Raw genomic sequence first — 13052 nt, forward strand, 5'->3', positions numbered from 1 at the left:
GTCCGTGTGCGCTCGGTCGACGACGGGGCGATCGACTGACGGACGCTCAGCCTACGCGGGTGAACGTCTGCGTCTTGGTCTCATCGCTGCTGTAGTCGTCCGGATCGTCGTACTGCACCCGGAGTTTGTCAGATCCGTCGGCGGTGAAGGTGAGCATGCTGCTCGCCGGACAGGAATCCGCCGGAGTCTCGTCGACGATCTCGCCGACGCTCAGGACCAGTCCCTTGTCGACCGAGACCAGAATCCGCTTGGTCTCGCACTGGTACCTTTCGCTCTCCCCGAGGTCCTCGGTGACCACCGTGCCGATCGCACCCTGCTTGATGGTGATCTTCAAGGTGGCGCCGGACACCCCGAACGCGTCCTTGGCCAGCCAGGTGCCCAGGTACTTGTCGGGGATCGGCTTGTCGTCGGGCTTCGACGGGCTCAGCGTGGCCGAGGCGGAGCCGTCCGAGTTGTTCCAGGCGATGGTGCCGTTGTTGCCGAGCTTCAGGGTCTGTTCCCCGACTGCGCTGCAGTCGTCCGTGGGGATGCTGGTGTTCACCTCCTCGTCCTCGATGACCAGAAGGCTCTTCACCTCCTTGAGCGTGGCCTTGCTCGCGCAGAAGGAGCTCGAGGTGGCGGTGAAGGTCTCGATGATCTTCGAACCGGTGGTGCCCTGGCTGATCACGATGCGGCGGATCTTGCCGGTGGCCGAACCGCTCTCCATGATCTCGCCTTCCCAGGCGCCCACGTACTCGTTGGGGACATCGCCGCTGGAGCCCAGGGACGTCGAGGACGGCTCGGGCGAGGCCGAGTCGTCGCCGGACGGTGACGCCCCGTCCGAGGGCGAGGACTTGGCGGGGGGTGTGTGGGTCATCTTGCTGTAGTCCCGCTTCTTGTCCTTGCCGTCGTTGGAGGCGATGTAGGCGAAGGTGGCCGCGCCCGCGACGACCAGGGTCGCGGCGATGGCGGAGGCGATGATGACCGGCTTGCGCCTGCTGCGCTTGGCGGCGGGCGGGGGTGTGGGCGTAGGCGTAGGCGCGGGTCCGAACGGCCCACCGGGTCCGCCGGGTCCGCCGGGTACGCCCGGGCCGCCGGGTCCGCCCAGGCCGACGGAGCCCAGGCCCGCGGGGGGTGTGCTGGGCGTGGCGTCGAAGGAGGTGACCTCAGGCGGCCCGAACGCCTGCGGCGGCGTGGGCGCCGGTTCGGCGCCCTGCGGGGTCGCGGCCTGCGGGGCCGCGGCCTGCGGGGTCGCGCCGGGCGGGGTCGCGCCGGGAACCGCGGCCTGCGGAGTGGCGGCCGGCGGAGTGGCGCCCGGCGGCGTCGCGCCCGGAGTCGTGGCCTGTGCCGGCTGGGCGGCCTCCGGGGTCGGCGCGCCCGGCGCGGCGGCGGCGTTCTCCGCCCGCGGCTCGGGCACCGCGCCCGCGGGCGCGGCAGCCGCCTGTGGCGGTGCGGCGGGCGTCTGCGGCGCCTGCGGCGTCTGGGCCGCGGCGGCGGGCGCCACGGGCCCCACCGGCGGTGCGGCGGGCATGGCGGGCGGAGCGGCCGGAGGCGTGGCCGGGGGAGCGGCCGGGGGAGCGGCCGGAGGCGTGGCCGGGGGAGCGGCCAGAGGCGTGGTGGGGGCCGTCTGCGGCGGCGGGTTGGTCGGCGGCGGGGGCGTCGGCGGCTCCGCGGGCGCCAGCGGGTACGACGTGGCCGTCGGCGGCGTGGCGGGGGGTGCCGGAACGCTCGGCTTGGCCGGCGGGAAGGCGGGCGGGCCGACGGGCGGGGTGGACGGCGGCGCGGGGACACCGTGCGCCGCCGGCGCGGCCGGGGTCTCCGCGTCCAGGAGCTGTACGGCGTGCCGCCCGAGCTGGGCGACGAGGCTGCCCGGCAGCCAGGGCTCGTCGGCGTCCTCCGCGTCGTCGGCGCCGTCTGCGTTCTCGGGTCCGGCCGTACGGGCCAGCAGCTGCTCCAGGGTCGGCCGGGCGGCCGGGTCCTTGTTCAGGCAGTCGGTGACCAGGTCCCGCAGCCCCTCGGGCAGCCCGTCCAGGTCGGGCTCCTCCTGCGCGATCCGGTACATCACCGCGTGCACCCCGCTGTCGCTGGTGCCGAACGGCTGACGGCCGATCGCCGCGAACGCCAGCACCGACCCGAGGCAGAAGATATCGCTGGCCGGGGTGACCCGCTCGCCGCGCACCTGCTCGGGGGACATGAAGCCCGGCGAGCCGACCACGGCGCCGCTGCGGGTGAGGATGCCGTCGGTGACGGTCTCCAGGGCGCGCGCGATGCCGAAGTCGATGACGCGGGGCCCGTCGATCGTGATCAGGACGTTGGAGGGTTTGAGGTCACGGTGGATCAGGTTGACGCCGTGGATGGCCTGCAGCGCCTTGGTGAGTCCATGGCCCAGGATGCGCACCGACCGCTCGGGCAGGGCACCCGATTCGGACACGATCGAGTGCAGGGACGGCCCGGCGATATAGCCCGTGGCGACCCAGGGAGTGGCGGCCTCGGTGTCCGCGTCGAGTACGGGCGCGGTCCACTCACCCCCGACCCGCTGCGCGGCCCGCACTTCCTGCTTGAACCGACGCCGGAATTCGGCCTGTTGCGCGAGTTCGGTCTGTACGAGTTTGACCGCGACTGTACGGCCGCGCGGTGAATGGGCGAGGAACACCCGTCCCATACCGCCCGCCCCCAGCCGACGGATCAACCGGTACTCGCCGATCCAACGAGGGTCCTCGGGCCCCAGGTCTTCCATGCGTAGCTGTCCTTCCCCTGTTCCCCTGATCAGCCCCTGTGATCAGCCCCTGCGATCAGCCTCTGGCCAGAGAATAAAGGGGGCTGAGAGCGAAGTGGACGACGCATGGGATCCGTTATCGGTTCCGTATCTGACCGTGTCGATTCTCCGGTGCCGCGCCCGGGCCGCCGATCCGTACCCTGGGCGCGACAGACCCGCGAGCGATCCCGAGCGATCAGAGGTACCGAACGTGGCCGCACAGCCCGCGCACTCCGCCCCGACCCCAGGCCCCGTGCCCGACCCCGCCACCGGTGCCGCCGTCAAGGCGGCGGACCGGGCGCATGTCTTCCACTCATGGTCGGCCCAGGGGCTCATCGACCCCCTCGCCGTCGCGGGCGCCGAGGGCTCGTACTTCTGGGACTACGACGGAAACCGCTACCTCGACTTCTCCAGCCAGCTGGTCAACACCAACATCGGCCATCAGCACCCCAAGGTCGTCGCCGCCATCCAGGAACAGGCCGCCAGGCTGTGCACGTTCGCGCCGGGCTTCGCCGTGGACGTACGGTCCGAGGCGGCGCGGCTGGTCGCCGAGCGCACACCCGGCGACCTGGACAAGATCTTCTTCACCAACGGCGGCGCCGAGGCCGTCGAGCACGCCGTCCGCATGGCCCGGCTGCACACCGGCCGCACCAAGGTGCTCTCCACCTACCGCTCGTACCACGGCGCCACCGCCGCCGCGATCAACCTGACCGGCGATCCGCGCCGCTGGGCCTCGGACACCGCCTCGGCCGGCGTCGTCCACTTCTGGGGGCCGTTCCTCTACCGCTCCCCCTTCCACGCCACCGACGAGCGGCAGGAGTGCGAGCGCGCCCTCGCGCATCTGGAGCAGACCATCGCCTTCGAGGGCCCGCAGTCCATCGCCGCGATCATCCTGGAGACCGTCCCCGGCACCGCGGGGATCATGGTGCCGCCGCCCGGCTATCTCGCCGGGGTCCGCGAGATCTGCGACCGCTACGGCATCGTCTTCATCCTCGACGAGGTCATGGCGGGCTTCGGCCGCACCGGCCACTGGTTCGCCGCCGACCACTTCGGCGTCACCCCGGACCTGCTGACCTTCGCCAAGGGCGTCAACTCCGGCTATGTCCCGCTCGGCGGGGTCGCGATCAGCGCCGCCATCGCCGCCGACTTCGACCAGCGGCCCTACCCCGGCGGCCTCACCTACTCCGGCCACCCGCTGGCCTGCGCCTCCGCCGTCGCCACGATCAACGCGATGGCGGAGGAGGGCATCGTGGCGAACGCCGCCGCGATCGGGGAGGAGATCATCGGCCCGGGGCTGCGCGAGATCGCCGAGCGCCACGCCTGTGTGGGCGAGGTCCGCGGCCTGGGCGTGTTCTGGGCGGTCGAACTCGTCAAGGACAAGGCCACCCGCGAGCCCCTGGTCCCGTACAACGCGACCGGCCCGGCCAATCAGCCCATGGCCGACTTCGCGGCGGCCTGCAAGCGCGGCGGTCTGTGGCCGTTCGTGAACATGAACCGCACGCATGTGGTCCCGCCGTGCACCATCACCGAGGCCGAGGCCAAGGAGGGTCTGGCGATCCTGGACGAGGCCCTTTCCGCGGCCGACGCCCACACCACCACCGCCTGACGGTACCCCGTACGACGCCATCGCCGACCCGTATCGCCGCGCCCGTAGGCTCAGATGGAGATCAAATAACGGTGTAGACCGCTTCACCCGCGCACTCTTCGCGTACTTCGCGCAACGCCCTCGCATATCGTGATGCGAGGGCCGTCCGCATCCGTACGACACGACGGCCGCGGAAGGAGACGGTCCTCGATGCCCGTGCCCGGCACCAGCCCGGTGAAGCGCAATACGCTGCGGCAGCAGATCGCCGACGCGCTGTGTGACGAGGTGCTGGCGGGCCGGCTTCCGGCCGGACGGCAGTTCACGGTCAAGGAGATGGCGGACCAGTACGGGGTCTCCGCCACCCCCGTCCGCGAGGCCCTGCTCGATCTGTGCGCACAGGGGCTGCTGGACGTCGAGGAACACCGTGGCTTCAGGGTCCACGAGTTCACGTTCGAGGACTTCCGGCACATGATCAACGCCCGCAACATGGTGGTCGAGGGGCTTTTCCGGCACTCCGTCGAGGAGACCCTGCGCACCATGACCCCGCAGGCCCTGGCCTCGGTGCGGCGCCGGGCGGAGGAGGCCGAGCGCGCCGCGCGCTCCGGCGACCTCGACATACTGATCGGCTACGACCTGCGCTTCTGGCGTGAGCTCTGCGGGCTCGTCGGCAATCCGTACATCCTCGACTTCCTGCAACGGCTGCGGGTGCAGTCCTGGGTCTTCACGGTGCCGTATCTGCGGCGCGTACCGGATCTGCGCGGGCGGCTGTGGGCCGGGCACTGCGAGCTCACCGCGGCCGTCACCCGCGGCGACGCCGAGGTCTCCGAGCGGCTGATAGCCGCGTACAACGCGCACTCCGTCGCCCTGATCGAGCGCCTGGTCAGCGGAGACGAGAAGGACTGAACCACCCCACCCTCACGGTGATGTGACGCAGGACACACAACCTGTCGGGGGTCCGGAGCGGTCACCCTCATGTGCTGCACACTCCGCCCGCCCGGTCCCTGGCCCTTCGGCCCGCGACCGGCACCGGCATCGACACCGACACCGTCGATCTGACTGTTGTCGTGCCCGCGTACAACGAGGAGCACCGGCTGCCCCGGACCCTCGACGCGATCTGCCGCTATCTGCGCTCCTCGCCCGGCCGCCACGCCGAGTGGGAGCTGATCGTCGTCGACGACGGGTCGAGCGACGCCACCGCGGCCGTCGTCCGCGACGCGGCGGTGACTGAGCCGCGCATCCGGCTGCTGGCCCCGCCCCCGACCTCCGCCGGGCGGGCGCGCAACCACGGCAAGGGCCATGCGCTGCGCCTGGGCGTGCTCGCCTCGCGCGGGCGCCGGGTGCTGCTGACCGACGCCGACCTCGCCACCCCCATCGAGGAGTTGCCTGCGCTGCACGACCGGCTCGACGCTGGCTTCGCCGCCGCGATCGGCTCCCGCGCGCACCCCGACGCGCTGATCGAGGTCGACCAGCACCCGCTGCGTCGGCTGGCGGGCCGCGCGGGCAACCGCGTGATACGCGCGGTCGTCCTGCCCGGAGTCGGCGACACCCAGTGCGGCTTCAAACTCTTCGACGGCGACCGGGCGCGCGCCGCCTTCGGGCGGTCGCGGCTCGACGGATGGGGTATCGACGTGGAGATCCTGCGGGCCTTCCGCCGCGCGGACTGGCCGGTCGCCGAGGTGCCGGTGCGCTGGGCGCACCAGGCGGGCTCCAAGATCCGTCCGCTGGACTACGGCCGGGTGCTGCTGGAGCTGCTGCGCCTGTGGCGGCGGGGCGTACGGGAGCGGCTGCGCGCGGGCGATATGGCCGTGCTCCTCGGCTATCTGCTGCTGTCGGTGCTGCTCTACAAGGGGCTGTGGGCGGACGTCGGCCACCGCTATCTCGTCGACAGCGGGCAGGACCAGAACCAGTGGGAGTGGTTCTTCGCGGTCACCGCCGACAAGATCTTCGGGGGATCCGGGCTCGGCGACCCGTTCTTCACCGAGCTCCAGAACACCCCGCTCGGGGTCAACCTGATGGCCAACACCGCCATGCTCGGCCTCGGCGTCCCGCTCGCGCCCGTCACCGCGCTCTTCGGCCCGGGGGCCACCTGGGCGCTGGTGCTGACGTGCGGGCTGGCCGGGACCGCGGGCGCCTGGTACTGGCTGCTGCGCAAGCGGTTCGTACGGGCGCGCCGCGCCGCCGCGCTCGGCGGCGCCCTGTGCGCCTTCGCTCCGCCGATGGTCTCCCACGCCAATGCGCACCCCAACTTCGCGGTGCTGTTCATGATGCCGCTGATCATCGACCGGCTGCTGCGGCTGTGCGCGGGCGCCCGCGTCAGACGCGACGGGGTCGTCCTCGGCCTCTTCCTCACCTACCAGGTCTTCCTCGGCGAGGAGGCGCTGCTGCTCGCCGCCGTGGGCCTCGTCCTCTTCGCGGTCGGCTACACGGCCGTACGCCCGGCCGAGGCGCGCGCGGTGGTGCGCCCGCTGGCCCGGGGGCTGGCCTTCGCCGCCGCGGTGTGCGTACCGCTGCTCGCGTATCCGCTGCTGTGGCAGTTCTTCGGCGCGCAGAGCTATCACAGCGTGCTGCACGGTCCGGTCGGCAACTCACCACGCGCGTTCTGGGAGTTCGCGGGCCGCTCGCTGGCCGGGCACGAGGACACCGCCGACGCGCTGGCGATCAACCGCACCGAGCAGAACGCCTTCTTCGGCTGGCCGCTGCTCGCCCTGACCGCCGCCGTGGTGGTGTGGCTGTGGCGGGATCCGCGGGTGCGGGCGCTCGGGTGGGTGGCGTTCGCGGCATCCGTGCTCTCCCTCGGGCGCACGATCCCCGTGCCCTGGACGGGGATCGTGCTGCCGGGTCCGTGGCGGGCGCTCGCCGATCAGCCGCTGTTCGAGTCGGTCATCGAGTCGCGGGTGGCGATGGCGGCGGTGCCCGCGCTCGGCATCCTGCTGGCCCTGGCCTGCGACCAACTGTGCGCGCTGGCGCGGGAGCCGGGCACGCTGGCGCGGCAGCCGGGCGCGGGGGCACCGGGCACCGGCAAGGCCGGTGAGCCGGGCGGCATCGACCGGGCGTTGCGGATCGCCGGATGGGCCGCCGTCACCGCCGCCCTGCTGCCCCTCGCGCCCACGCCGTTCACCACCGCCGACCGCGTCCCCGTCCCGTCCTTCGTCGCGGACGGCATCTGGCGCGCCCACGTCCCCAAGGGCCACTCCCTCGTCCCCGTACCGCTGCCCAGCCCCGGAAACGCCGAGCCCCTGCACTGGCAGACCGCCGCCGGACTCGGCTTCCCGCTCCCCGGCGGCTACTTCAACGGCCCCGGCGGCCCCGACCGGAGGGGCATCTACGGCCCGCAATACCGCTACACCTCCGCCCTCCTCGAGGAGGTCCACCGCACCGGACGGGTCCCGCACATCGGCCAGAAGCAGCGCCGCGCCGTCCGCGCGGACCTCGAATTCTGGCGCGCGGGCGCGGTTGTGCTGGCTCCGCAACCGGGGGACGAGGCGCTGCGTGTCACCTTGGAGCGGCTGTTGGGGTGGCAGGGGGAGTGGATCGGGGGCGTGTGGGTGTGGGAAGTGCACGGAGGAACATGAGCCGGAGGGCCGGGGACAGGGCTTCCGAGGACAGGGCGGAGGCCGAGGGGGCGTACACCGCGTACGTCTCCGCGCGGCTGCCCGCGCTCCGCCGCATCGCGCATCTGCTCTGCAAGGACCCGCACCGCGCCGACGACGTCGTCCAGACCGCCCTGACCAAGCTGTACGTCCACTGGAACCGCGCCCGCGCCGCCGACGACCTGGACCGCTACGTCCACACGATCCTCGTCCGGTGTTTCCTCAACGAGCAGCGCCTCGGCTGGGCCCGGGTCGTCCGGCTCTCGGGCGCGCCGCACGAGACGCCGGGGCTGCCGCCCGTCGGGGGCGTACCGGACATCGAGACGCGCACGGTCGTGCACACCGCGCTCTCGCGCATCCCGGCGCGCCAACGCGCCGTGCTGGTGCTGCGCTTCCTGTGCGATCTGCCGGTGGCCGAGGTGGCCGCGGTCCTCGGCTGTTCCGAGGGGAATGTGAAGAGCCAGACCGCCCGGGGCCTGGCCCGGCTGCGCGCCCAACTCGGCGGTCAGCCGATTGTTCCGATGCCACCTGTGGGGAAGGAGTAGCCGCCATGCGGGACGACGAGCTGGAACGGGAGGCCGCACGGCTGCTCTCCCCGCTGCGCGGTCTTGAACCGGGCCCCGCGGCGCCGGGAGTGGACGTGGCCCGGGCCGTACGGCACGGCCGGCGGCGGGTGCGGGCGCGCCGGGCGGCGCTGCCCGTGGCCGCGGGGCTGGTCGTCGCGCTGGTGGCCGTGGCGCTGGCCCTGGCCGTACAGGTGCTGCCCGGCCGCGGCGCCCCGCCCGCCGGCCCGGGCCCGACCCGCACCGTGACGACGACCGTGCACCAGAGCCCGACGCCGTCGCCCACCGAGCCCACCGGGACATCGTCCGCGTCGCCGAGCGGATCACCGAGCGGATCACCGAGCGGATCGGAGTACGTGCCGACCACGGAGCCGCCGAGCGGATCGCCCACCGGGTCCCCCAGCGGATCGCCGGACGCCCCGACGGATACGGCGTCGGGCACGCCGTCGGGCACGCCGTCGGGCGCGGACAGGGGCGCATTCACGTCACCGGCGAGCCCGTCCGGGACGACATTCGCCACCACCGCGCCCCCCTGACGTACAGGGCCCTTCGCGCGGCGTACGGGGAGCATTACGCTGGGCCGACCACCGACCGTACGGATACGAGAGTGAGATCGCGTGGCATGTGACCTCTGGCTGGTCCCCCTCGTCGATGTGCTGTGTCACAGCCCCGACAACCCCTTCGCGGAGGAGATCGCCGCGTACGACAAGGCGCTCGGTGACGCCGGACTGCCGCCCGTGCCCGTCTTCGGCTATATGCCGGGCCTGTCCGGGGACGTCGCCCCGGTCGCGGCCTTCGACTACGACGCCCTGCACTTGCTGCGCCGCGCCTATCTGCTGCAGGTCTGCGGGCTGGCCGTCACGCCGGTGGACGAACTCGGCGGGGACTACGAACAGTTGCTGGAGATGTTCGAGCCCACGGCCCAGCAGTCGCATCTGGTGTGGCACTACGACCACGCCGGCGCCTATGTCCCCGTCGACTTCGAACGCCCGCTGTCCAACGACGAACTCCTCGAAGGCGGTGGCCCCCTGGGGTCGAGCCACGGCCTGCTCAGAGAGCTGGAGACGGTCGCCACGGCCCTCGGCATCGACCCGGCCAACCCCCCGGCCACCCCCGCACCCCCGGCCCGCCCCACCACCCTGGAGGAACCGGCGGCGCCGATCCCGTACGAGGACAGTCCCTTCGCCCGTGAGCGCCATGTCTGGCTGGGCCTCCACGCGGCGGCGACACGCAGCCTGGGCCAGGGCTCGATGATCGTCTTCAGCTAGGCCCGCCCGCCCCCGTGCCGGTCCCGCCCACCAGCGGACCGGCACGGAGACGATCCATCGGCCCGCTCAGATCTTTCCGACCCCGGCCCCGGCGGGGACGGTGCTGGGCAGGCTCGTCGGGTTGTCGAGGCGATACGCGTAGTACGTGGCCGGCTCCTGCACGGTGCCCAGCGTCTGCGGCGTACCGCTGTTCACATACACGTTGTTCCGCTCCACCACCCGGCCCGGTCCGCTCTCGTCGTACCCGGAGTAGATCGGATGGGGCACGTTCTCGAAGTAGTTGCCCTCCACCAGCACCCCGGCGTCCATCGTGGAGGCCACGCCGTACAGGGTGTTGTTCCGGAAGTAGTTGTTGTAGACGTGCACCGGCTCGCCGAAGCGGACGCGTGGGTTGCGCTGGGTGGTGCCGTCGAAGAAGTTGTGGTGGAAGCTCACCCGGAGCGCGCCGGTGTCCTGGGAGCCGTTGGCGTCGGAGTGGCCGAGGAGCATGTTCTTGCTGTGGTCGTGGAAGTGGTTCCACGAGACGGTGATGTAAGTCGCCCCGCGCACGATGTCGATCAGGCCATCGGCGCCCGTGGAGAACTCGCAGTGGTCGATCCAGATGTGGTGCGAGGACTGCTGGATGCTGATGGCGTCGTCATCCGCGCCGGTGAACCGCAGGTTGCGGATGATCACGTTCTGTCGGCGGTACATGTCAAGACCGCCGCCGGTGATCTCCGCGCCCTTGCCGAGCCCGACGATGGTCTTGTTCGAGCGCACGCCCTGCTTGCTGGAGATGCGGATGGTGCCCGAGACCTGGATGACATACGGCTCGTTGCGGTCGCAGTAGTCCAGGAACGTATCGGCGTCGCTGACCGTCACCACGGGCCCGCCGACCCCACCGGTGGTGCCGTTCTGCCCGAGCGTGTCGATCCCGGCATAGCCGTCGGGGCCCGCGGCGGCCACGGCGGCTCGCTGCCCGGCGGAGGCGGGCGAGCCGCCCATGAGCAGCGCGGCTGAGGTGGCGGCTGCACCGGCGAGCAGACGCCGACGGCCGAGCGGAGGCGGGGGTAATGCGGACATCACGGGCTCCCTTCGGGGCGTTCATGCGTGGGCCTTGGCTGATGTAAGCGCTTTCCGTGAAGGCGATACGTAGTGGCCCTGAACGCACCAAAGGTTGCCGCCTGAACCGGCCGTTCAAGCCCGCCAGTCGGCGGCGGGGGGGGCATGGTCATGCGGGCCTATTGCCAGTAGCACTCATCGATCACGATCTGCGGGTCGGTGGTGCGGGGTGCAAAGTGGTATCGGAGCCAGTCGCGCCCGTGGTCGAAGTAGAGGACGTGTTCGCCGCTGGGGCGGGTGGACTGGACTCGACGCTCATTCCGACTGGTAGGTCGCGGTCGGCGTCGATGCCCCGGAAGGTACGGGTCCTTCGCGGTGACGAGTTCGGCACGGGCGGCGTCGACCCAGGCGCGGCCTCCACGGGGAGGACGTTGCCCTTGTACTCCGCTTCCTTGGTCCAGTCGGCTTGCCAGGGTGGCCCCAGGAATTCGCTTGTCACTGGCCGGGTTCCGGCTTCGCGGCTTCACGGCGGAGCCGTCCGGCCTCTTCGATCATGGCCTTGGCGCGGGCGTAGTCGGGTTGCTGCGCGGCCTCGTCCTCCAGGCGGTGAACTTCGGCCTCAAGGCCGGGGTTGCGGGCCAGCGCGTACTCGCCCCACCAGCGGGCCATGAAGGCGGGGACGGGGGCGAGGCCGTAGGTGTCCATGATGTCCCGGCGCCAGTGTCGTTCGAAGTCGACGAGGAGCTTCGGGGTGTGCCGGGCGGTGGCGGCACGGAGCGCCTTGGGCGTCTTCTCGGGCATGGGGGGACGGTGGCCCCTGTGATGCCGGCGGTCGTCATGAGCGGCAGGTTCCTTCGGCGGCGCGGTCAGGCTGCCGCCGGCTTCATCTGATCGGCGAGGACGTTCTCATCATCGCTGGCCGATGGCTTTGTGCCGTCGTCCGCCTCGGAGTTCTCGGTGAACGACTTCTCGGCTCGTTGGATGCTGCGGTCTCGCATCCGGTACAGGTTGCTGTTGTCTTCGTAGCCGAAGAGAAGCTGAAGGCGCTTCACCCGGCCGTAAGGGAGCTTTTCGCCGACGGGTGGCGTCAAGGCTGCGCGGACATCGTCGTCGCTGCTCGCGTAGCTTGGCCAGCTCCCTTTCCGCGTCCGCAATGGCCTTCCTGGTGGCCTCTACGCAGACTGCTGATCACAAGACGACTGATACTGACACTGCTGTGTCGTGCTCAGTAATAATGTCGAGGGTCAGGGCCCAGGGTCGCGTGCTGGGTCGATTTATTCGATGGCTCCGCGCTCGTTCGTTCCTTTACGTTGACGCGATGTCCGAGCTGCGCACCGACCGTCTTGTGCTCCGCGGGTGGCGGGAATCCGATCTCGCGCCGTGGGCCGCCATGAATGCCGATCCCGAAGTCCGCGAGTACTTCCCGGGCACCCTCACCCGCGAGCAGAGCGAGGCGTCGGTGGCCTGCTTCCAGGCCGACCTCGACCAGCGGGGCTGGGGGTGGTGGGCGGTGGAGGTGAAGGCCACCGGTGCGTTCATCGGGTTCACCGGGCTCGATCCGGTGGACGAGGACATGCCGTTCACCGGAGTGGAGGTCGGCTGGCGGCTGGCCCGCCCGCACTGGGGGCACGGCTACGCCACCGAGGCCGCCCTCGCGGCGCTGGACCACGGCTTCGGAAGCGTCGGCCTCACCGAAATCCTCGCGATCACGACGGCCACCAACCTCCGTTCGCAGGCGGTGATGCGCCGCCTCGGTATGACCCGCGACCCGGCCGACGACTTCGACGACATGACCGTGCCCGAGGGGCCGCTGCGCCGGAGCGTGGTGTACCGGCTCCAGGGCGACGATCACCGGTCGGCGGTGCGCGGTTGAGCGTCGGCGCGCTGGTGCGCGCGGAGCTGGAGCGGCATGACTGGGCGGCGCTGAGATGCGGCTGCGGTGAGCTGGACACGCTGTGCCATCTGGTCAGCGGTGACTCACACGCCACCGAACAGGTGCTGGGGCGGACGCGTCTGGGCGACGAGTGCCGGGCTCGGGCCCGCGAGGGCTACTGGCTGATCGCGCGGATCGGACTTACGGGCAGCGCGGACGACGCCGAGACGGCGGCGGATATCTGCGAGCTCATCGACTTGGACGACGAGCGGTCCCGCTACTACCAGGACCTGCTCCGCGAGCGTGTGAGCGCGAAAACCAAGCGCCGGCGGATGGGCTGGGGGCAAGGCAAGGGCTGAGGGCAGGGCCCAGCCCTGGCGGGGCGGCTCCGCCTTACC

Annotated in this window: 12 protein-coding genes; 8 read left to right on the plus strand and 4 right to left on the minus strand. The window is 71.6% G+C overall.

Annotated features, from left to right (window positions below; translation table 11 throughout):
* Positions 1-46: 46 nt before the first annotated feature.
* Positions 47-2716: a protein kinase gene (locus ACH4U7_RS44565; RefSeq protein WP_398533489.1), complete on the minus strand. Its 2670-nt coding sequence runs from the start codon at positions 2714-2716 to the stop codon at positions 47-49.
* A 229-nt stretch (positions 2717-2945) separates the two neighbouring features.
* Between ACH4U7_RS44565 and ACH4U7_RS44570 the strand changes: the two genes are divergently transcribed.
* The 6 genes from ACH4U7_RS44570 (at position 2946) to ACH4U7_RS44595 (ending at position 9740) form a co-directional block, all read left to right on the plus strand.
* Complete coding sequence (locus ACH4U7_RS44570; protein WP_398533490.1) at positions 2946-4340, plus strand: aspartate aminotransferase family protein; 1395 nt, start codon at positions 2946-2948, stop codon at positions 4338-4340.
* Positions 4341-4529: 189 nt separating this feature from the next.
* Positions 4530-5222, plus strand: coding sequence for a GntR family transcriptional regulator (locus ACH4U7_RS44575; protein WP_398533491.1), 693 nt, complete (start codon positions 4530-4532; stop codon positions 5220-5222).
* Between the two features lie 71 nt (positions 5223-5293).
* A complete protein-coding gene (locus ACH4U7_RS44580; protein WP_398533492.1) occupies positions 5294-7891 on the plus strand; it encodes a glycosyltransferase in 2598 nt (865 codons plus the stop codon).
* Positions 7888-8454 (plus strand): SigE family RNA polymerase sigma factor, encoded by a 567-nt coding sequence (locus tag ACH4U7_RS44585; protein ID WP_398533493.1) that lies wholly within the window; start codon positions 7888-7890, stop codon positions 8452-8454. The genes ACH4U7_RS44580 and ACH4U7_RS44585 overlap by 4 nt, the downstream gene beginning before the upstream one ends.
* Positions 8455-8459: 5 nt before the next feature.
* Positions 8460-9008 carry a hypothetical protein gene (locus tag ACH4U7_RS44590; RefSeq protein ID WP_398533494.1) on the plus strand — a complete coding sequence of 183 codons (549 nt, stop codon included), beginning with the start codon at positions 8460-8462 and terminating at the stop codon, positions 9006-9008.
* Positions 9009-9089: 81 nt separating this feature from the next.
* Positions 9090-9740, plus strand: coding sequence for a hypothetical protein (locus tag ACH4U7_RS44595; protein ID WP_398533495.1), 651 nt, complete (start codon positions 9090-9092; stop codon positions 9738-9740).
* Positions 9741-9806: 66 nt separating this feature from the next.
* Here the strand turns inward: ACH4U7_RS44595 and ACH4U7_RS44600 are convergent, their stop codons facing one another.
* From ACH4U7_RS44600 to ACH4U7_RS44610, 3 genes are all read right to left on the minus strand, one after another.
* Positions 9807-10802, minus strand: coding sequence for a polysaccharide lyase family 1 protein (locus ACH4U7_RS44600; RefSeq protein WP_398533496.1), 996 nt, complete (start codon positions 10800-10802; stop codon positions 9807-9809).
* A 474-nt stretch (positions 10803-11276) separates the two neighbouring features.
* Positions 11277-11582, minus strand: a complete 306-nt coding sequence (locus tag ACH4U7_RS44605; protein ID WP_398533497.1) for a hypothetical protein — start codon at positions 11580-11582, stop codon at positions 11277-11279.
* Between the two features lie 65 nt (positions 11583-11647).
* Positions 11648-11872: a hypothetical protein gene (locus ACH4U7_RS44610; RefSeq protein WP_398533498.1), complete on the minus strand. Its 225-nt coding sequence runs from the start codon at positions 11870-11872 to the stop codon at positions 11648-11650.
* Positions 11873-12099: 227 nt separating this feature from the next.
* On the opposite strand from ACH4U7_RS44610, the gene ACH4U7_RS44615 reads away from it, so the two are divergent.
* Together ACH4U7_RS44615 and ACH4U7_RS44620 are read left to right on the plus strand one after the other, a co-directional pair.
* Positions 12100-12654, plus strand: coding sequence for a GNAT family N-acetyltransferase (locus ACH4U7_RS44615; protein ID WP_398533499.1), 555 nt, complete (start codon positions 12100-12102; stop codon positions 12652-12654).
* Complete coding sequence (locus ACH4U7_RS44620; RefSeq protein WP_398533500.1) at positions 12651-13013, plus strand: hypothetical protein; 363 nt, start codon at positions 12651-12653, stop codon at positions 13011-13013. The genes ACH4U7_RS44615 and ACH4U7_RS44620 overlap by 4 nt, the downstream gene beginning before the upstream one ends.
* Positions 13014-13052: the final 39 nt, after the last annotated feature.

The organism is Streptomyces sp. NPDC020845, assembly GCF_044334165.1.
Taxonomy (GTDB): domain Bacteria; phylum Actinomycetota; class Actinomycetes; order Streptomycetales; family Streptomycetaceae; genus Streptomyces.

Coding starts and splice junctions, on each gene's coding strand:
- ACH4U7_RS44565 (WP_398533489.1), bottom strand. CDS start 2,716: ATGGAAGACCTGGGGCCCGAGGACCCTCGTTGGATCGGCGAGTACCGG.
- ACH4U7_RS44575 (WP_398533491.1), top strand. CDS start 4,530: ATGCCCGTGCCCGGCACCAGCCCGGTGAAGCGCAATACGCTGCGGCAG.
- ACH4U7_RS44585 (WP_398533493.1), top strand. CDS start 7,888: ATGAGCCGGAGGGCCGGGGACAGGGCTTCCGAGGACAGGGCGGAGGCC.
- ACH4U7_RS44590 (WP_398533494.1), top strand. CDS start 8,460: ATGCGGGACGACGAGCTGGAACGGGAGGCCGCACGGCTGCTCTCCCCG.
- ACH4U7_RS44600 (WP_398533496.1), bottom strand. CDS start 10,802: ATGTCCGCATTACCCCCGCCTCCGCTCGGCCGTCGGCGTCTGCTCGCC.
- ACH4U7_RS44605 (WP_398533497.1), bottom strand. CDS start 11,582: ATGCCCGAGAAGACGCCCAAGGCGCTCCGTGCCGCCACCGCCCGGCAC.
- ACH4U7_RS44615 (WP_398533499.1), top strand. CDS start 12,100: ATGTCCGAGCTGCGCACCGACCGTCTTGTGCTCCGCGGGTGGCGGGAA.